This window comes from Streptomyces fructofermentans (assembly GCF_014651055.1).
Classification (GTDB): Bacteria; Actinomycetota; Actinomycetes; order Streptomycetales; family Streptomycetaceae; genus Streptomyces; species Streptomyces fructofermentans.
The window spans coordinates 145,612-164,317 of the sequence record NZ_BMWD01000008.1 but is presented as its reverse complement, the minus strand read 5'-3'; the positions used below and the strand labels follow the sequence as shown (position 1 = coordinate 164,317).

The 18,706-nt window shown below is 73.5% G+C and carries 13 protein-coding genes and 1 riboswitch; of the genes, 4 read left to right on the top strand and 9 right to left on the bottom strand.

The annotated features are described in order from the left end of the window. Nucleotides 1-97: 97 nt before the first annotated feature. Nucleotides 98-1,897 (top strand): serine hydrolase domain-containing protein, encoded by a 1,800-nt coding sequence (locus tag IE265_RS13975; RefSeq protein ID WP_190035840.1) that lies wholly within the window; start codon nt 98-100, stop codon nt 1,895-1,897. A 33-nt stretch (nt 1,898-1,930) separates the two neighbouring features. Here the strand turns inward: IE265_RS13975 and IE265_RS13970 are convergent, their stop codons facing one another. The 6 genes from IE265_RS13970 to IE265_RS13940 form a co-directional block, all read right to left on the bottom strand. Further along, entirely contained in the window at nt 1,931-3,505 is a 1,575-nt protein-coding gene (locus tag IE265_RS13970; protein WP_190035839.1) for a phytoene desaturase family protein, read from the bottom strand. Nucleotides 3,506-3,811: 306 nt separating this feature from the next. Further along, nucleotides 3,812-6,064 (bottom strand): serine/threonine-protein kinase, encoded by a 2,253-nt coding sequence (locus IE265_RS13965; protein ID WP_190035838.1) that lies wholly within the window; start codon nt 6,062-6,064, stop codon nt 3,812-3,814. Nucleotides 6,065-6,124: 60 nt separating this feature from the next. Then, entirely contained in the window at nt 6,125-7,018 is an 894-nt protein-coding gene (locus tag IE265_RS13960) for an oxygenase MpaB family protein (protein ID WP_190035837.1), read from the bottom strand. Between the two features lie 803 nt (nt 7,019-7,821). Then, nucleotides 7,822-9,012, bottom strand: coding sequence for an acyl-CoA dehydrogenase family protein (locus IE265_RS13950; protein ID WP_190035835.1), 1,191 nt, complete (start codon nt 9,010-9,012; stop codon nt 7,822-7,824). A gap of 200 nt (nt 9,013-9,212) precedes the next feature. Further along, nucleotides 9,213-9,980, bottom strand: a complete 768-nt coding sequence (locus IE265_RS13945; protein ID WP_190035834.1) for a CbtA family protein — start codon at nt 9,978-9,980, stop codon at nt 9,213-9,215. 37 nt (nt 9,981-10,017) lie between these two features. Then, nucleotides 10,018-10,239 (bottom strand): CbtB domain-containing protein, encoded by a 222-nt coding sequence (locus IE265_RS13940; protein WP_190035833.1) that lies wholly within the window; start codon nt 10,237-10,239, stop codon nt 10,018-10,020. 35 nt (nt 10,240-10,274) lie between these two features. After that, nucleotides 10,275-10,416, bottom strand: a riboswitch (cobalamin riboswitch). Between the two features lie 130 nt (nt 10,417-10,546). Here IE265_RS13940 and IE265_RS13935 point away from each other — a divergent pair. Then, nucleotides 10,547-11,230, top strand: coding sequence for a histidine phosphatase family protein (locus tag IE265_RS13935; RefSeq protein WP_190035832.1), 684 nt, complete (start codon nt 10,547-10,549; stop codon nt 11,228-11,230). Between the two features lie 126 nt (nt 11,231-11,356). Here the strand turns inward: IE265_RS13935 and IE265_RS13930 are convergent, their stop codons facing one another. Beyond that, nucleotides 11,357-11,719, bottom strand: coding sequence for a four-helix bundle copper-binding protein (locus tag IE265_RS13930; protein WP_190035831.1), 363 nt, complete (start codon nt 11,717-11,719; stop codon nt 11,357-11,359). Nucleotides 11,720-12,021: 302 nt separating this feature from the next. Between IE265_RS13930 and ppk2 the strand changes: the two genes are divergently transcribed. Then, the gene (gene ppk2, locus IE265_RS13925; RefSeq protein ID WP_190035830.1) at nt 12,022-12,822 is read left to right on the top strand and encodes a polyphosphate kinase 2; all 801 of its coding nucleotides are present in this window, start codon (nt 12,022-12,024) and stop codon (nt 12,820-12,822) included. 82 nt (nt 12,823-12,904) lie between these two features. On the opposite strand, the gene IE265_RS13920 is transcribed toward ppk2, so the two are convergent. Continuing rightward, a complete protein-coding gene (locus IE265_RS13920; RefSeq protein ID WP_190035829.1) occupies nt 12,905-13,927 on the bottom strand; it encodes a zinc-dependent alcohol dehydrogenase in 1,023 nt (340 codons plus the stop codon). A gap of 570 nt (nt 13,928-14,497) precedes the next feature. Between IE265_RS13920 and IE265_RS13915 the strand changes: the two genes are divergently transcribed. Then, a complete protein-coding gene (locus IE265_RS13915) occupies nt 14,498-16,222 on the top strand; it encodes a SulP family inorganic anion transporter (protein ID WP_190035828.1) in 1,725 nt (574 codons plus the stop codon). 88 nt (nt 16,223-16,310) lie between these two features. Here IE265_RS13915 and IE265_RS13910 read toward each other — a convergent pair whose 3' ends face one another. After that, nucleotides 16,311-18,620, bottom strand: coding sequence for a SpoIIE family protein phosphatase (locus tag IE265_RS13910; RefSeq protein WP_190035827.1), 2,310 nt, complete (start codon nt 18,618-18,620; stop codon nt 16,311-16,313). Between the last annotated feature and the right edge of the window lie 86 nt (nt 18,621-18,706).

Below are 18,706 nucleotides of genomic sequence, written 5' to 3'. Positions count from 1 at the left end.
ACGGCACCGTTGACATGCCCCCCGTCTGACACAAAAGTTTCACCGAGCACGACAGAACCGGAAGATACTTTCAGGCGGTAGGGCGGGAGGCTCCTCCATGACGGACAGAGCGGGCGGCGGGCCGAGCCGCCGCCAACTGGGCCGCGGACTCATGGCGTTGGGCGGCGCACTGGTCCTCGCGCCACTCCCGGCGGCGTCGGCCGCGCCGGGCGCGGGACCGGCCGGCGACGGCGCCGCCGACCGCGGGCACGCCCGCCCGACCCTGCGGCACGGGTCGGCCGAGCGCGCCGGACTGCTGCCCGGCCCGCTCGACCGACTCGTGGCGGACGCCGAGGCGTTCCTCGGCCCCTCCCCCGCGCACCCCTGGTACGCGGGGGCCGTCCTGCTGGCCGGCCGGGGCGGCACAGTCGCCCTGCACCACCCGATCGGCAAGGCCGTGCGCTACTCCGCGTACGACGAGAAGACCGACACCGGCGTCGAACTGCCCGAGGACGAGCAGATCCCGATGACCCGTGACACGGTCTTCGACCTGGCCTCGGTGTCGAAACTGTTCACCTCGATCCTGGCCGTGCAGCAGATCGAACGCGGCACCCTGGAACTGGAGGGGAGGGTCGCCTCCTACCTGCCGGAGTTCGGCGCCGCGGGCAAACAGGACATCACGATCCGTCAGCTGCTCACGCACACCTCGGGTTTCCGCTCCTGGATCCCCCTCTACAACGCGCCCACCCACGAGGAGAAGCTCCAACTCGTCTGGAACCAGGCGCCGCTCAACCCTCCGGGGACCGTGTACCTGTACTCGGACCTCAACCTGATCACGCTCCAGGTCGTCCTGGAGCGTGTCACCGGCCGCCCGCTGGACGTCCAGCTCCGGGACGGGATCACGGCGCCGCTGGGCATGCGCCGTACCCGGTACAACCCGCCCGCCTCCTGGAAGCCGCGGATCGCCGCGACCGAGGACTCCCGCAAACCCTGGTCCGGCCTCGACCGCGGTCTCGTGTGGGGCGAGGTGCACGACGAGAACGCGCACAGCCTGGGCGGTGTCGCGGGCCACGCCGGGGTCTTCTCCGACGCCTGGGACCTCGCGGTCCTCGGCCGGACGCTGCTCAACGGCGGTGTGTACGGCAGGTCGCGCGTCCTTCGGCCGGAGTCGGTGGAGCTGATGTTCACCGACTTCAACACCGATTTCCCCGGCGACGAGCACGGCCTCGGCTTCGAGCTGTACCAGCACTGGTTCATGGGCGCGATGGCCACGCCGCGCACCGCGGGCCACACCGGCTTCACCGGCACGTCGCTGGTCCTCGACCCGACGACGGACTCCTTCCTGGTGGTACTGGGCAACTCGGTCCACCCCGTGCGCAGTTGGCGATCGGGCTCCGCCCCGCGCGTGGCCGCCGCGACCCATCTGGCCCGCGCGGTGCCGGTCCGGCCCGAGCGGGGGCGTACGGCCTGGTTCTCGGGCATGGCGGCCGCGACCACCGCGACGCTCACCCTGCCCGAACTCGATCCCGGCGCCGACGGACGGCTGCGCTGCGACCTGTGGTGGGACACCGAGCCGCAGTCCGACGCCGTGTTCCTGGAGTGCTCGGCGGACGGCGGCGCCACCTGGCGGCCGGTCCCGTTCACGACCGCCCGGCACGGCGAGGCCCCGAGCGAGCATCCGGCCGGATCCGTCACCGGCTGGTCGGGCCGCGTCTGGCGCCGCGTCACCGCCGCCCTGCCCGGGCCGGGACCGCTGGTCCTGCGCTGGCGCTGCGCCACCGACCGGCTCTACGTCGGCCGGGGCGTGTACGTGGACGGCCTGCGCGTCGAGTCCGCCGGCCGGGCCGTCTTCGACGAGGCCAGGCCGGCGGACGCGGCCCGTATCCAGGCCGTCGGCTGGACGGCGTCCGGGGACTGAGCGGGCCCGCAGGGCCGGTGCCCGCGCCGTCGGCTACCGGCTCCGCCCGAGCGCTTCGAGCACGGCCATGGCCGCGTTGTGCCCGGGCACCCCGCTCACCCCGCCGCCGCGCACCGCTCCCGCGCCGCACAGCATGACGTTCGGGTGCGCGGTCTCCACTCCCCAGCGCCCCGTGCCCTCCTGGGCGTAGGGGAAGGCCAGGTCCCGGTGGAAGATGTTGCCGCCGGGCAGCCTCAGGTCGCGCTCCAGGTCGAGGGGGGTCTTGGCCTCGATGCACGGGCGGCCGTCGGCGTCCGTCGCCAGGCAGTCGGCGAGCGGTTCGGCCAGGTGCGCGTCGAGCTGCGCGAGGGTCGACTTGAGCAGTTCCTCGCGTACGGCGTCGTTGTCGCGGGCGAACAGCCGGGCGGGGGTGTGCAGGCCGAAGAGGGTGAGCGTCTGGTAGCCCTGCTGGACGAGGTCCGGGCCGAGGATGGTCGGATCGGTGAGCGAGTGGCAGTAGATCTCGGAGGGCGGCGCCTCGGGCAGCGACCCGGACGCGGCCTGCGCGTGGGCCGTCGCGAGCTGCTCGTACCCTTCGGCGATGTGGAACGTGCCGGCGAACGCCTCGCGCGGGTCGACGGACGTGTCGCGCAGCCGGGGCAGCCGCTTGAGCAGCATGTTCACCTTGAGCTGGGCGCCCTCCGCGGGCTCCGGCGGCTCGTCGCCGGTGAGCCGGGCCAGCTCCTGCGGGGAGGCGTTGACGAGGACGTGCCGGGCGGCCACGGTCCCCTCGCCGTCCGCCGTCCGGTAGGTGACCTCGGCGGCCCGCCCGTCGGTGCGCACGCGGACCGCTTCGTGGCCGGTCGCGACGACCGCGCCCGCGCCGCGCGCCGCGGCGGCCAGCGCGTCGGTGAGCGCCCCCATGCCGCCGACGGGGACGTCCCAGTTGCCGGTGCCCCCGCCGATGACGTGGTAGAGGAAGCAGCGGTTCTGCCGCAGTGACGGGTCGTGGGCGTCGGCGAAGGTGCCGATGAGCGCGTCGGTGAGCACGACGCCGCGTACGAGGTCGTCATCGAAGGTGTCCTCGACGGCGGTTCCGAGCGGCTCCTCGAACAGGACGCGCCAGGCCTCCTCGTCGTCGACGCGGCGGCGCAGTTCGTCCCGGCTCGGCAGCGGTTCGGTGAGCGTGGGGAAGATCTGCTTGGCGACGCGTCCGGTCATTCCGTAGAAGCCGCGCCATGCCGTGTAGTCGCGGTCCGAACCGGTCAGCCGGGTGAAGGCCTCCCGGGTCCGCCGCTCGCCGCCGCCGACGAGCAGTCCGGTCGGCCGCCCGTGGCGCTCGGTGGGTGTGTACGAGGAGACGTCGCGGCCGCGCACCCTGAAGTTCAGGCCGAGGTCCCGGACGATCTTCCGGGGCAGCAGGCTGACCAGGTACGAGTAGCGCGACAGCCGCGCGTCGACGCCGGCGAACGGACGGGTGGAGACGGCCGCGCCACCCGTGGCGTCCAGCCGTTCGAGGACCAGCACGGACTGTCCGGCACGGGCCAGATAGGCGGCGGCGACCAGGCCGTTGTGGCCTCCTCCTACGATGACGACGTCGTGTTCCCGGTGTCCCTCGTGTACAGGCATGCTTCTTGGTAGCACGCGGTGATCTAGGTCGGCCAGGGGTGCGCGCAGGCGGCGGGCCGCCGAGTGGGTGGGCACCCACGGCAACGCGCGGGGAGCGCTCGGCGTGACCCGCGGGGGCACGCTGGGCGAGCGACGGGACGGGGCCGGGACGGCGGGGCGGCGGGGGCAGCGGGGCGAGGCTGGGGACGGCGGGGCCGTGTGTCGGTGTCGGCGGGCGTCGTGGCTGCCGGTGCCGGCGGGCTTCGGTGCCGAGGGATGTCAGTGCTGTGCTGCCGGTGACGGCGGGCTTCGGTGACGGCGTCAGGGTCAGTGCGGCCGGTGCGCTCCGGACGCCTGCTGCTGCCGTACGGCGGCCACCTTCCGGTACAGCGCCACCGCCTCCGCGCCGCGGCCGAGCTGTTCCAGGCAGTGTGCCTCGTCGTTGCGGCTGGCCAGCGTGTCGGGGTGGCCGGCCCCGAGCACGCGCTCGCGGGCGGCGGCGACCCGCCGGTACTCGACGAGCGCGTCGGCCCAGCGGCCGAGCCAGCCCAGGCCGACGGCGACCTCGCGGCGGCTCACCAGGGTGTCCGGATGGTCGGCGCCGATGGTCCGCTCGCGGATCGCGCACACGTCCCGGGACTCCAGCAGGGCCTCCTCCCAGCGGCCGAGCCGGCCGAGGTTGACGCCGACCCCGTGCCGGGCGCGCAGCGTCTCGGGGTGGGCGGCGCCGTGGACGCGGGTACGGTCGTCGACGAGCCCGCGGTACAGCTCCAGCGCCTGCGCGCTGCGGCCGAGCCGGCCGAGGCTGATGCCGACCTCGTACCGCGCGGCCAGCGCGTCGGGGTGGTCGGGTCCCAGGGCCCTCGCCCGCGCCTCCGCGACCTCCCGGTATGTCTGCAGCGCCTCCGGCCACCGCCCCAACTGCCCCAGTGCATAAGCCACTTCGCAACGCGTGACGAGGGTGTCGGGGTGGTTCGCGCCGAGCACCCGGGCCCGGGCCTCGGCGACCTCGCCCGCCATGCGGTACGAGTCCTCCAGGCGGCCGAGCCTGCTGAGGTTGAAGGCGAGGTTGTGGCGGCAGCGCAGGGTGTCGGGGTGGTCGGCGCCCATGACGCGTTCCCGGGCGGCCAGTACGGCGGTGTAGAGCTGGTGCGCCTCGAAGTGGCGGCCCAACCGGCCCTGCACGTAGGCCATCTCCTGCCGTGCGGCGAGGGTGTCCGGATGCTCGGGGCCGAGCACGCGCTCCCTGGCGCCGGCGACGTGCGTGTACTCGCGCAGCGCGTCGGCGGGGCGGCCCGTGCGGCTGAGGGTGAAACCCACCTCGTAGCGGCTGGCGAGCGTGTCGGGGTGCTCCGGCCCCAGCGCGTGCTCCCGCTCGGCGGCCACCGCGCGGTGCACCTCGCCCGCCTCCGCCCAGCGGCCGAGCCGCCCGAGGCTCAGGCCGGCGCTGTGCCGCCCGGCGAGCGTGGCGAGCAACTCCTCCGAGGGCCTGGGCCGTTCGGCGGGAACGGGCTCCGGGGTGCCGTGGGCGCCGGTGCGCGCGATCCAGTCGCCCGTGAGGCCGGCGGAGGCGTCCGGCGGCGTGCCGCGCAGGCCCGTGCCCGCCGCCTTGTGGCCGGTGGTCATCCCCCGCGTCCAGGACGGCAGGCGGGCCTCGCGCGGCGCCGGCAGCTCCGCGGGCTCCCGCCGGAGCAGGGGCGGGGACACCACGGTCGGCACATAGCCCGAAGGGGCTCGGCCGGCTCCGAGTCGGCGGCCCACCGCGTCGGCGTCCTGCGGCCGCCGGTCGGGCTCCTTCGCCAGCAGGTCCAGGATGACCTCTTCCAGGAAGCCGGGCAGGTCCGCGCGGCGGTTGCGCGGGGGTTCGGGCGCCGTGTCCCGGTGGCCGACGAGGACCGCCCACGCGTCGCCGAGGTCGAACGGCGGTGCCCCGGTGGCGATCTCGTACAGCACGCAGCCGAAGGAGTACAGGTCGCTGCGCCGGTCGACGTGGGTGCCGCCGATCTGCTCGGGCGACATGTAGTGCGGGGTGCCCATCGCGATGCCGGTGCCGGTGAGTCGGGACGACATGCCGATGTCGTGGCCCAGCCGGGCTATGCCGAAGTCGCAGATCTTCAGCGTGCCGTCGCCGAGCCGCATGATGTTCGCGGGCTTCAGGTCCCGGTGCACGATGCCCTGTTGATGGGTGTAGGCCAGGGCGGCGGACACCTGCTCGGCGACCTCCAAGACGTCGGCGATCGGCAGGGGGTGCTGTGCGTTGTCCTCCAGGAGCTGGCTGAGGTTGCGGCCGTCCAGCAGTTCCATCACCAGGTACAGCACGCCGTCGGCCTCGCCGAAGTCGTGGACGACGGTCACGCCGCGGTGCTGGAGGGCGGCGGCCACCCGGGCCTCGCGGCGGAACCGCTCGCGCAGGACGCGGGTGAAGGACTGGTCGTGGTCCCGGCCCGGCGCCTTGAGGCACTTGACGGCGACCTGTCTGCCGAGCGACTCGTCCCGGGCCCGCCACACCTCGCCCATGCCTCCCCGACCGATCAGGTCGAGCAACCGGTACCGGCCCTGGATCAGCCTGGTGTCCCCCATCTGCCGCGATCGCCCCCGTCGTCCGGCCGCACCCTCCCCTGGCCCGTCCAGTATGGCGGGCTATGGTCCGACTTTGTACGGCGCCGGGCGCGAGCCGGGGCCGAGCCGTGACACGGCCCGGACAATGTGCTTGGGGGGCAGTTGCCAGCGCAGACGTGCGGGAACGCGGCGCAGGACGGTGCCGGTGAGACGCAGGTGCCGCGTCACGGTGCCGGGCGGCCGTACGGGCCTTCCGTACAACTCATGGGCGTACGGCGGCAGTGAGGCGTACGCGAGGTCCGCCACGCGCCGCCACAGCAGGGCGCGCGCCGGCACGAGCAGGGCGGGGGTCGGCGGACTGCGCAGGAAGTCGTCGACGTCCCGCGCCTCCGGGCCCGCCGCCAGCTCCGGGCGCATCCGCTCGAAGTAGGCAGCCAACTCCTTCCTGTCACGTGGAACTTCGGCGCGGTCGAGCCCCACCAGTCGTGCGCTGACGCGGTGTTCGTCGATGTAGCGGTCGGCCTGCGCGTCGGTGAGCGCGAATCCTGAACGGCGCACGACGTGCAGGTAGGAGTCGATCTCGGCGCAGTGCACCCACAGCAGCAGCCCGGGTTCGTCGATCCGGTAGCGCTCGCCGGTGGCGGGGTCGGTCGCCGTGAGCAGGGTGTGGATCTTCCGGACCCGGGCGCCGGCCCGCTCGGCGGCCGCGGTCGTCCCGTACGTCGTCGTACCGACGAAGTCGGCGGTGCGCATCAGGCGGCCCCAGGCATCGCGCCGGAAGTCGGAGTTCTGCATGACCCCGCGCACCGCGCGCGGGTACAGGGCCTGGAGGTAGAGCGCGCGGACTCCGGCGACCCACATCATCGGATCGCCGTGCATCTGCCACGTCACGGACCGGGGGCCGAAGAGGCCCGGGTCGCCCTTGCCGGAGGCTTCCACGTGGGCAGTGTGACCGGGATCGCTCGGCGGCGCCATGCGCAGTGCGGGAACCGGGACGGTGCCGAGCGGCTTCGGGGGCGGCCCCAGGCGCCGGACGCACGGCACAAGGGCGGCGTGCGGACCTCCTGTCGGGCGCGCCGCGAGGCCGGGCAGCATGGACGTCGACACCGCTCCGGCCTGCGGACACCTCCCCTGCGCAACCCCCGAGCCGGAGTGCTCGAACGGCACCGCCCGGACCTTCAGGCCCCCTCCGGCCCTTCCCTCCGGGCCGTGGTCACGGAACCCCCCGGGGCTGGCCTGGGCGGCGAGATCCCACGGCCGGTCATGTCGCGGGCCGACCGCGGGCCTGTGACCGGGCTCGACAGTCGGCACCGGGTCACGCTCCTCCGAGCGCCCGGCCCTCGTCGGTGCCCCCACACGGTCGTGCGGGGCTGCCGGGCCACCTCACCGTCGGCGGAGACCGGCTTGGACGGAGCGCCCGACAGGTCGGTGACGATGGCGTGGAAGCGCGCGTCCCGGCCGGCGCCGGGCCGGTCGAGCTGGGCCATCGGCTGGTGACCTCCCGGGCGGTGGTCCCACGACGTGGCCCGGCCGGCGCGGGTGACCTGCTCGATGGGCCTCGTACCGTCCCAGGAGAAGCGGATCTCGTCGGCGACGGCTTCCCCCGTCGTCAAGTCGCCGCTTCGCCACGTGCCGCCCGACGGAGTCGTACAGGTACGTCCAGCGCTCGCCGTCCCGGGTCGTCGTCCCGGCGAGTGAGGAATCCAGTGCCGTGCCGCAGGCACCACAGACCATTCCCGGCAGCAGGAGGCATGCCAAAAGGCCTCGTCACAACGCGGCTATCGCCGCACCCTCGGCATACCCAGCCCGATCCACGAGATGATCTCGCGCTGGATCTCGTTGTTGCCGCCGCCGAAGGTGAAGATCACGGCTGAGCGGTAGCCGCGTTCCAGTTCTCCGTGCAGTACGGCGCCCGCCGAGCCGTCCTTGAGGACTCCGGACACGGCGACGGCCTCCATCAGCCACGCGTACGCGTCGCGGCGTGCCTCGGAGCCGTACACCTTGACCGCCGACGCGTCCTGCGGGGTCAGGGTGCCGTCCTGGACGGCGTTCACCATCTGCCAGTTGAGGAGCTTCATCGCGTCGAGCCGGGTGTGGGTGCGGGCGAGCAGTCGGCGCACCCAGGGGAGGTCGACGACGCGGCGGCCGTCGGCGAGCTTGGTCTCCATGGCCCAGCGCTGGACGTCGTGCAGCGCGCGGATGGCCATCGTGCCGTGCGCGGCGAGGGTGACCCTCTCGTGGTTGAGCTGGTTCGTGATCAGCCGCCAGCCCTTGTTCTCCGCGCCCACGCGACGGGAGGCGGGGACGCGGATGTCCTCGTAGTAGCTGGCGGTGGTGTCGTGGGAGGCGAGGGTGTTGATGATCGTGCACGAGTAGCCGGGGTCCGAGGTCGGTACGAGGAGCATCGTGATGCCCTTGTGGGGCGGGGCGTCCGGGTCGGTCCGGACGGCGAGCCACACCCAGTCGGCGGTGTCGCCGTTGGTCGTCCAGATCTTCTGGCCGTTCACGGTGTAGTGCCCGGTGCTCTCGTCGCCCTCGCGGACGGCACGGGTCCTGAGCGCGGCGAGGTCCGTGCCCGCGTCGGGCTCGCTGTAGCCGATCGCGAAGTCGATCTCGCCGGAGAGGACCTTCGGCAGGAAGTACGCCTTCTGCTCGTCGCTGCCGTACTGCATGATCGTCGGCCCGACCGTGTTCAGCGCCATCAGCGGCAGTGGCACACCGGCCTGGGCCGCCTCGTCGAAGAAGATGAACTGCTCCATCGGAGTCAGTCCGCGTCCGCCGTACTCCTTCGGCCAGCCCACGCCGAGCCAGCCGTCCGCGCCCAGGCGGCGCACGGTGTCCCGGTAGAAGCGCTTCTGCGCCGCCGGGTCGCCGTAGCGGGCGTACACCGCGTCCGGGACCAGCTCCGCGAAGTAGGCGCGCAGTTCGGTGCGCAACCGCTGCTGCTCCGGCGTGTATTCGAGATGCACGGCGCCTCCTGGCTCCCGCCGGACCGCGGGCCCGGCCGCTCCGTCCTGACGGCGCACACCGTAGAACGTGTTCCAGAAATTGTGAATGCCGGTGACACGTACGGCTGCACGCGCGCCCGCCCGCCGTGGCCCGCCGGACCTCCACTCACGCGTGAGGCCCCCGGGACCGTGGTCCCGGGGGCCTCACGCGAGCGAACGGGTCAGTGCGCGACGGGAGTTGCCCTCGCGTCGGGCGTCGTCCCCCCGCTCTCCGACGGGCGGGGCGCCAGTACGCGCTCCGCGAGCAGTCCGAAGATCAGGCCGAAGGCGGTCCACAGGGTCGCCTGGATGGCCAGGGTCGCCACGCGGTACTGCCACAGCAGGGTGGCGGGGAAGCCTTCCGGCGCCTCGGCGAACGACGGCAGGAACGCGTACGCGATGCCGACGGCCAGCAGGTAGGAAGCGCCCGCCGCCACCGTGGCGTTCCAGGTGCCCAGACGCCCGGCCAGACGCTTGCCGAGGATCACCGCGGCGACCGCCAGCAGCACACTGAGCACGATCATCAGGAAGAACAGCGCGGTGCGCTGGTCGAGGGTGTCGGGGTCCCCGACGGCCGGCGGATTCGCCGGGTACTTGAGGAACGGCACGACGTAGACCGCGACCAGACCGCCCGCGGCCAGGAGCAGCGCGCTCGCGCGCGGCCCGAAGCGGCCGATCCTGCCGAGTGCGAAGCAGTACGCGAGGGCGGCGATGCCGCCGAACGCCACGCCGTAGACGAGTACACCGGTGCCGAGGCCCGCGGTGGACTGCACGGCCCTGCTCACGAGTTCCTCCCCGCCGTGCTCGTGGGCGTGGGCCTCCTCGAAGGCGATCGCCTCGTCCACCCGCGGTTCGGCGAGGAAGTACGCGACGACCAGGGCGAGTACACCCGCGGCGAGACCCGCGAGCATCCCGCGCACCAGAAGGTTTCTGACGGTGACGGAGTTCATGGATGTCCTGTTCGGTTCCTGGAGTTCCTTGTCGCCGTCAGTGGCAGGGGAAGCCGAGCAGGTGGCGGGCGTCGTGCACCCATTCGTGCACGCCCTCCCCGGACACGAGGGAGGTGGCGCCCTGTTCGGCGCCGACGAAGTAGAGCAGCACCAGCATCAGGATGCCGAAGAAGACCGCCCAGGGGGCGATCGCACCGATCGGCAGCTGTGCGGGTACGGCGGGGGTGGTTGCGGTCGGCTGAGCGACGGACTGCGCCATGGCAGGACCTCCTGGGGAACTCGCGTCCCATCGTGGTGGTGCACAGGACGACGGCCACGGGTCTGACTTGCTCGACCTTCACCGCCCCTGGCGGGGGCGGCTGGCGCGGGGCTTACAGTGGCGCGACCGTGCCGGATTCCCACCGGCTTCCGTCGAACCGTCGTCAACATCGACGAGAAGGTACCGCGAAGCGGGGTCGCGGCCAAGGGCGCACGGCCTGCGGGGGCGTGCGCCAGTGCGCTGGTCACCCCCCAATTCCCGGTACGGACAAGGGCGTTGAGCACATGCGGAAGGCGTGGACCGAGAGATGACCAGACGCGTGATGTTGATCTCACCGGCGATGGGTGCCGCGCTGCGGGAGGCGCGCTTCGACGACGGGCAGCCCGTCGAGGCGGCCGGTCTGCGGCTCGCCGAGGCGGCCGCGGGCTCGGTGCCCGCCGCGCTGCGCGTCCTGGTCTCGCCGAGCGCGCGCTGCCGGGAGACGGCTGCCGCGCTGGGCCTCGACGCCGTCGTGGCCGAGGACCTCTCCGGGCTGGACGTGGGCCGCTGGCGCGGCGCGACGCTCGCGGAGGTCGGCGCCGAGGAGCCGGACGCGGTGGGCCAGTGGCTCGCGGACCCCGCGTCGGCGCCGCACGGGGGCGAGTCGGTACGGGCGTTGTGCGAGCGGGTCGCGGCGTGGCTCGAGGCGGTGTCGGCACCGGACGCGGAGGGCGCCGCGACCGGCACCGGGGCCGACTCCGGGTCTGCTTCTGCGTCTGCGTCTGCGTCCACCGACGGGTCCCCTGCCCCTTCCCCGGCCACGGCCACGGCCGCGTCCGGGCGGATCATCGCCGTCGTCGAGCCGGAGATCGTACGGGCGGCGGTGGTACGGGCGCTGGGGGCGCCGGAGTCGGCGTTCTGGCGCCTGGACGTACCGCCGCTGACGGCAACGGAGTTGAGCGGGCGGGCCGGGCGCTGGAACCTCCGGGTCGGGCGCGCGCTCGGGACCTGAGCGGTGCCGTACGCACCCGGACGCGGATGCGGACGCGGGCACGAAGACGGACACGGACACGCACGCGGCACCTGAGCGGGCTCGGGGCGTGCGCGAACGCTGACGCCGGGGCGGCCCGTCCCGGCGTCAGCGCAGCAGGGCGAGGAACTCCGTGCAGGCGCGGGCGCAGTCGCGGCAGACCTGCGCGCCCTTCTCGGCGCCGGGACTGCGGTCGAAGGCCTGCGCGGTCTCCAGGCACACGGTCCGGCACCACTCGACCTGGGACCGCATGCCGTCCTCGTCCCGCGCGGTCTCCTCGGCGAGCACACGGCAGGTCGCGTCGCAGACCTCCGCGCAGAGAATGCCCTTGCGGCGCACTTCGCGCTGGTCGTCGGGGGCGTCGAAGTCGGTGAGGCTCACGCGAAGGGCGCACATCCGGGCACACTCGCTGCAGGCCTGCGCGCAGGCGAAGCGGTCCTCGAGGAATCGGACGAGTTCCTGCTGCTCCATGGCTGACACGCTCTCCGGGTTACCGGGCGCCGCCACGTCAAACCCCGTACCGGGCCGCGTGGTTCCGCGGACCGTCCGGTTGCGCGCGCCCGCCGCACGCCCGTCGCGCGCTCGGCACGGACCCCCACCGGTGGTCGGGCGGCCGTCGGCGCACCCCGGTGGAGCGGGCTCGCGCGCGGTGCCGGAGCGGGTGCGGGGTGCCGCGCGGATCAGTACGGTGCAGTTCTGGGGAAGCAAGGACACAAGGCTCCGAGGACGCGCAGGGCTGCGGGCAACCGCAGGGATCGAGCAGAGGAGACGGCATGGCCGGCAAGAAGTCGTCGTTGCCGCGAGCCCCGTACGAACGGGAACTGCTGCGTCTCCAGACGGAGCTGGTGAAGGTGCAGGAGTGGGTGCGGGCCGAGGGCGCTCGGCTCGTCGTGGTCTTCGAGGGTCGGGACGCGGCGGGCAAGGGCGGCACCATCAAACGCGTCGCCGAGCACCTGAACCCCCGGGTCGCCAGGATCGTGGCGCTCCCCCGGCCGACCGAACGCGAGCGCACGCAGTGGTACTTCCAGCGGTACGTCGAGCATCTGCCGGCAGCCGGGGAGATCGTGCTGTTCGACCGGAGCTGGTACAACCGCGCGGGTGTCGAGCACGTCATGGGCTTCTGCACGAAGGAGGAGCACCAGTTGTTCCTGCGTCAGTGCCCGATCTTCGAGCGGATGCTGGTGGAGGAGGGCATCCTGCTGCACAAGTACTGGTTCTCGGTGAGCGACGAGGTGCAGCAGGAGCGGTTCCGCCGCAGGCTGGAGGACCCCACCCGGCGCTGGAAGCTCTCACCGATGGACCTGGAGTCGATCACGCGCTGGGAGGCGTACTCCCGGGCCAAGGACGAGATGCTCGTGCACACCGACATCTCCGAGTCCCCGTGGTACATCGTCGAGAGTGACGACAAGCGCCGGGCCCGGCTCAACATGATCGCCCACCTGCTCGGCTCGATCCCGTACCACGAGGTGCCGCCGCCGGTCCTCGAACTGCCCCGCCGACCACCGTCGACCGGCTACCAGCGCCCGCCGCGCGACCTGCAGACCCGCGTCCCGGACCACAGCGCGACCCTCTGACCGCGCCGCGGCGCCAGGCGCCCGCCCGGCCCCCGTATCCCACCCCGGGGGCCGGACCCGTCCCGGCCCGGCGCGCCGGTGCTCACGGTCCGCCCGGGAACTCGAAGACGATCCGGGCGTCGACCCTGCCGTCCAGCACCTCCTGGAACGACTCGTTGACCGAGGCCAGCGGGCGGGCGACGGAGATCACGCGCGTGCGGCCCGCCGCGTGCAGCCGGAACACCTCGTCGAGGTCCTGGCGGGTGCCGACGATCGAGCCGATGACGCTGATGCCCTTGAGCACGGTGTCGAAGATCGGCACCTGGACGGTTCCGTGCGCGGGCATCGCCACCATGACGAGCCTGCCGCCGCGCCGCAGCCCGCCGTAGGCGGCGGCGAACGCGCCCTCGTTGACCGCGCAGGCCAGCACGGCGTGCGCGCCCCCGTGCCGCTGGAGCACCTCTGCCGGGTCCTCCTTGCGGGCGTCGATGAGGATGTCGGCGCCGAGTTCGCGCGCGAGGTCCAGCTTGGCGTCCGTGACGTCGACGGCGGCAACGGTCGCCCCGGCGATCCTGGCGTACTGCACGGCGAGGTGGCCGAGGCCGCCGACCCCGGAGATCGCGACGAGCTGGGCCGGGCGCACTCCGGCCACCTTGAGTGCCTTGTAGGTGGTGACACCGGCGCAGGTGAGGGGCGCGGCGTCGCGCGGGTCGATGCCGTCGGGCACCGGTCGGGCGAAGTCGGCCCACGCGAGCATCTTCTCGGCGTAGCCGCCGTCGCAGCCGTAGCCGGTGTTGACCTGCTGCTCGCACAGCGTCTCCCAGCCGGACAGGCAGTGCTCGCAGCGACCGCACGCCCTGCCGAGCCAGGGCACCGCCACCCGCCGCCCGGGCTCCAGGTGGGTGACACCGTCGCCGACCGCCTCCACTGTCCCGACGCCCTCGTGACCGGGCACGAACGGCGGGTCCGGCTTGACCGGCCAGTCCCCGTGGGCCGCGTGGATGTCGGTGTGGCACAGTCCGGACGCCTCCACGCGGATACGGACCTGGCCGGGTCCGGGATCGGGATCGGGACGTTCCTCGATCACCAGGGGCTCACCGAACGCTCGTACGACTGCGGCTCTCATGATCTGCTCCTCCTCGGAAACGCCCGGGACGGGGTCGGACGGCTCGGGGATCGACGGCTCGGGGATCGACGGCCACGCGCCGTCGTATGGCGGCACAGCGGGCGGGGACCGGGGCCCCGCTGTCGGCACACCGGCCGTCGGAGCCCGACGCGTCGGCCCGAGCGGCGGCGTCCGGCCCGGCCGCTCCGGCGTCGGGCAGGTGTCCTCCGGCATCACGTGGGGCGGAGCGGGCGGGGTGCGACGGCAGACTTCAACTGTGGACCACCGGCGGAGCGGTGTCGCGGCGGAGCGCGGCGCCCCGGCGGCGTGGGGGGCGGCGGGCCGGCCGCCCCGGGATCCCTACCGCGCGGGCAGGTCCGCCCGCCGTTCCGGCTGCCCCTGGGCCCGGCAGCGGGGCCCGGGCCGCCCGGAGGCGACCGCGTCCCCCGGCCGAACGGCCCTGTTCCCCGGGTTCGATGGGGTACCTTTCCGGCTGCCGCGCGGCGACCGCGTGCCCTCGCCGGGCAGGCCGTCCCGTCGCGGGCCGGCGTCCGCTCGTGGATGCTGAGGTCGGACGGCGGGAGGACAGGCATGGCACAGCGGTCGGGCGGGAAGGTCCCGGGCCTGCGCCGGCTGATGCCCGGGATCGAGCCCCTGACGGGATACCGCCGTGCCTGGCTGCGCGGCGACCTGCTCGCGGGCGTCACGGTCGCCGCGTACCTCGTCCCGCAGGTCATGGCGTACGCGGGTGTGGCGGGGCTGCCCCCGGTCGTCGGACTCTGGGCGATCCTGCCCGGCCTCGTGCTGTACGCGCTGCTGGGCTCGTCCCGGCTGCTGTCGGTGGGCCCCGAGTCGACGACGGCGCTGATGACGGCGACCGCCATCGGTCCGCTCGCCGGCGGCGACCCGGGCCGCTACGCCGTGCTGGCCGCCGCGCTGGCGATCACCGTCGGGCTGCTGTGCGTGGTGGCCTGGGCCGTCCGGCTCGGCTTCGTCGCCGATCTGCTGTCCCGGCCGGTGCTCGTCGGCTATCTCGCGGGCGTGGCGCTGATCATGATGGTGGACCAGGTGCCGAAGCTCACGGGCGTGGAGACGACGGGCTCCGGGTTCTTCCCGCAGGCGTGGTCCTTCCTGTGGAACCTGACGGAGGCCCACCTCGCGACGGTGGTCGTCGCCGCCGCCGCGCTGGTCTTCCTGTTCCTCGCGCCGCGGTTCCTGCGCACGGTCCCGGGCCCGCTGCTGGCCCTGGTGCTCGGCACGGCCGCCGTGGCGGTCCTCGACCTCGACGAGCGGTACGGGATCAAGGTGATCGGCGAGGTCCCGGCGGGCCTGCCGGGGTTCGACCTGCCCGGTCCCGGCGACCTGCGGGGCCTGGTGCTGCCCGCGCTCGGTGTGCTGCTCGTCGGCTACACCGACTTCATCCTCACGGCGCGGGCGTTCGCCGACCGCGACGACGCGGGCCGGCCGCTGGACGCCAACCAGGAGTTGCTGGCGCTCGGCGCGGCCAACCTGGGCGCGGGAGCGCTGCACGGCTTCCCGGTCAGCAGCAGCGCCAGCCGCACGGCGCTCGCCGCCTCGGCGGGGGCCCGTACGCAGCTCTACTCGCTCGTCGCGTGCGCGGGGGTGCTCGCCGTGCTGCTGTTCCTCAGCCCCCTGCTGGCCCGCACGCCGTCGGCCGTGCTGGGCGCGCTCGTCGTGTACGCGGCGGTCCGGATGATCGACCTGACGGGATTCCGGCGGCTCGCCACGTTCCGCAGGCGGGAACTCCTGCTGGCCCTCGGGTGCCTGGCCGGAGTGCTGGCCCTGGACATCCTGTACGGGGTGCTGGTGGCCGTCGGCCTGTCGGTCGCGGAGCTGCTGACCCGGGTGGCACGCCCGCACGACGCCGTCCAGGGACTCGTGCCCGGTGTGCCCGGCATGCACGACGTGGAGGACTACCCCGAGGCGCGCACGATTCCCGGGCTGGTGGTCTACCGCTACGACTCACCGCTGTTCTTCGCCAATGCCGAGGACTTCCGGCGCCGGGCCCTGGCCGCGGTCGACGGCGAGGAGGGACCGGTGCGCTGGTTCGTCCTCAACACCGAGGCCAACGTGGAGGTCGACATCACGGCGCTGGACGCGGTCGACGCCCTGCGCCGCGAACTCACCGGGCGCGGTGTCGTGTTCGCCCTCGCCCGCGTCAAGCAGGACCTGCGCGACGAGCTGGAGGCCTACGGGCTGGCCGGGTCGGTCGGCGACGACCTGATCTTCCCGACGCTCCCCACGGCGCTCGCCGCGTACCGAGTGTGGTGCCGGACCCGGGACGAGGCACCCTAGACGCCTCACGGTCCCGCGAGCCGTGGGCCGTGGCGGCCAGGTGGTGCGTGAGGGCCCCGGGCGGCCGGGGTACGCCCGCCCGCCGGTCTCACAGTCTGAGGGTGAACCACGTCGCCTTGCCCTCGTCGGTGGGACGGACGCCCCAGCTGTCGGCGAGTGCGCGGACGAGGAAGAGGCCGCGCCCCGACTCCTCGTCGCCCTCCGCGATGCGCGGCTGGGGAAGCTGCGGGCTGTGGTCGCTGACCTCGACCGTCAGCTCGGTCGCGGTGCGGCTCAGGTGGAGGCCGATGGGTCCCTGGGCGTGCCGGACGGCGTTGCTCAGCATCTCGGAGAGCAGGAGCCGGGCGTCGTCGGCGGGGATCGTGCAGTCCCAGGAGGCGAGGGCCCTGCCGAGGAAGGCACGGCCCTCGGGTACGGACTCGGGGGCGGCGGGCAGTTCGGTGGCGACCGTGGCGAGCGGCGCCTCGGGGAGGCGGGCCAGCAGCAGTGTGACGTCGTCGTTGTGGCCCTCCGCGTCGGGGAGGAGTGCGGCGAGGACGTGGTCGGCGGCCTTCTCCAGGTCGGGGCCGACGGTGAACAGGTCGCTCAGGGTGTCGGTGAGCCGGCCCAGTTGGTCCTCGATGTCGCTGCCGGGGGTCTCGATGAGTCCGTCGGTGTAGAGGACGAGCGTGGCACCGGGCGGGATGACCGAGCGGGACTGCTCGTACAGGACGCCGCCGACGCCGAGCGGCGCGTTCACGGGCGCGGGCAGCGCTTCGGTGTCCTTGCCCGGGCAGGCGACGAGCGTCGGCAGGTGCCCGGCGGAGCAGATGGTCACCTCTCCCGCGTCCGCGGCGATCACCAGGTAGCAGCAGGTGACGAGTTGGTCGGGTACGTCGAGGTCGGCGACCACCGCTTCGAGGGCCTGCATGAGATGGCGGGGCTGCATCCCGGTCTTGGCGAGGGCGTGCGCCGCGGAGCGCAACTGGCCCATGACGGCGGCCGCTTCCAGTCCGCGGCCCATCACGTCGCCGATCAGGACACCGACCCGGCCCGCGCCCAGCGGGATCAGGTCGAACCAGTCGCCGCCGACGCCGGCGCCCTGGGTCGCGGGACGATAGCGGCTGGCGGTGGCGAGACCGGGGATGGCGGGCGGTGTGCCCATGAGGCTCCGCTGGAGCGTGAGCGCGATGTGCCGCTGCTGCTTGTACAGCATGGTCAGCTCCGCCTCGGCGCGCTTGCGGTCGCTGATGTCGCGGACGATCGCGCAGGCCCCGATCACCGTGCCGTCGGGGGCTCGGGTGGGCCAGAGCGTGATGTCGACGTCGAGCAGGTCGCCGGAGCGCGTGAGCCGCAGCGTCTCGAAGTGCTCGACCTTCTCGCCGTCGCGCAGCCGGCACAGGAGCACGGCGATCTCGTCCTGCCGCTCGGCCGGGGCGAGCACCGAGACGTGGCGGCCCATGACCTCCTCGCGCGTGTAGCCGTACAGACGCTGGGCGGCGGCGTTCCAGTAGGTGATGTGGCCGTCGAGGGTCTTGGCGAGAATGGCGTCCTGGGAGGACTCGACGAGTGCGGCGAGTTCGTTGATGCGTTCCTCGGCACGCTTGCGGTCGCTGACGTCGCGTACGGCGGCGGACACCAGGAGCCCGTCGGCCGTCTCCAGCGGGCTGAGGCTGATCTCCACCGGGAACTCGGTACCGTCCTTGCGCAGCCCATGCAGCTCCAACTCCGCACCCATCGGCCGCACCTGGCGGTTGTCCGCGTAGCCCGCGCGATGGGCGGCGTGGTGCTCGCGGAAGCGGCCCGGCACGAGCAGCTCCACCGCACGCCCGAGAAGTTCCTCGCGCCGGTACCCGAACAGCGCCTCCGTCTGCGCGTTCACCAGCCTGATCGTCCCGGTGTCGTCCACGATCACCATCGCGTCCGGAGCGGCCTCCAGGAGACCCCGAAACCTTTCCTCGGCGGCCTTGCGGTCGCTGACGTCGCGTACGGCGGCGGACACCAGGAGCCCGTCGGCCGTCTCCAGCGGGCTGAGGCTGATCTCCACCGGGAACTCGGTACCGTCCTTGCGCAGCCCGTGCAGCTCCAACTCCGCACCCATCGGCCGCACCTGGCGGTTGTCCGCGTAGCCCTCCCGGTGTGCCGTGTGGTGGTCGCGGAACCGGCCCGGCACGAGCAGCTCCACCGCACGCCCGAGAAGTTCCTCGCGCCGGTACCCGAACAGCGCCTCCGTCTGCGCGTTCACCAGCCTGATCGTCCCGGTGTCGTCCACGATCACCATCGCGTCCGGAGCGGCCTCCAGGAGACCCCGAAACCTTTCCTCGGCTCCTTCCCCGGTCCGCCGCGGGACCGCGCGGCCCGCCTCCGCCCCGTGGTGGACCGTGGCCGGAGCCGGTGCCGCTTCGATCGTGTCGTCCATGTCCGCCCCCAACGCCTTCCCGCCCGACGAGCCGGGTCGCGTAATCTCAGCGCATCCCGGAGTCCACCACTCCGACATGTCACTAA

Coding starts and splice junctions, on each gene's coding strand:
- IE265_RS13975 (WP_190035840.1), top strand. CDS start 98: ATGACGGACAGAGCGGGCGGCGGGCCGAGCCGCCGCCAACTGGGCCGC.
- IE265_RS13940 (WP_190035833.1), bottom strand. CDS start 10,239: ATGGCGCAGTCCGTCGCTCAGCCGACCGCAACCACCCCCGCCGTACCC.
- IE265_RS13965 (WP_190035838.1), bottom strand. CDS start 6,064: ATGGGGGACACCAGGCTGATCCAGGGCCGGTACCGGTTGCTCGACCTG.
- IE265_RS13915 (WP_190035828.1), top strand. CDS start 14,498: ATGGCACAGCGGTCGGGCGGGAAGGTCCCGGGCCTGCGCCGGCTGATG.
- IE265_RS13970 (WP_190035839.1), bottom strand. CDS start 3,505: ATGCCTGTACACGAGGGACACCGGGAACACGACGTCGTCATCGTAGGA.
- IE265_RS13960 (WP_190035837.1), bottom strand. CDS start 7,018: ATGGCGCCGCCGAGCGATCCCGGTCACACTGCCCACGTGGAAGCCTCC.
- IE265_RS13935 (WP_190035832.1), top strand. CDS start 10,547: ATGACCAGACGCGTGATGTTGATCTCACCGGCGATGGGTGCCGCGCTG.
- IE265_RS13930 (WP_190035831.1), bottom strand. CDS start 11,719: ATGGAGCAGCAGGAACTCGTCCGATTCCTCGAGGACCGCTTCGCCTGC.
- ppk2 (WP_190035830.1), top strand. CDS start 12,022: ATGGCCGGCAAGAAGTCGTCGTTGCCGCGAGCCCCGTACGAACGGGAA.
- IE265_RS13945 (WP_190035834.1), bottom strand. CDS start 9,980: ATGAACTCCGTCACCGTCAGAAACCTTCTGGTGCGCGGGATGCTCGCG.
- IE265_RS13910 (WP_190035827.1), bottom strand. CDS start 18,620: ATGGACGACACGATCGAAGCGGCACCGGCTCCGGCCACGGTCCACCAC.
- IE265_RS13920 (WP_190035829.1), bottom strand. CDS start 13,927: ATGAGAGCCGCAGTCGTACGAGCGTTCGGTGAGCCCCTGGTGATCGAG.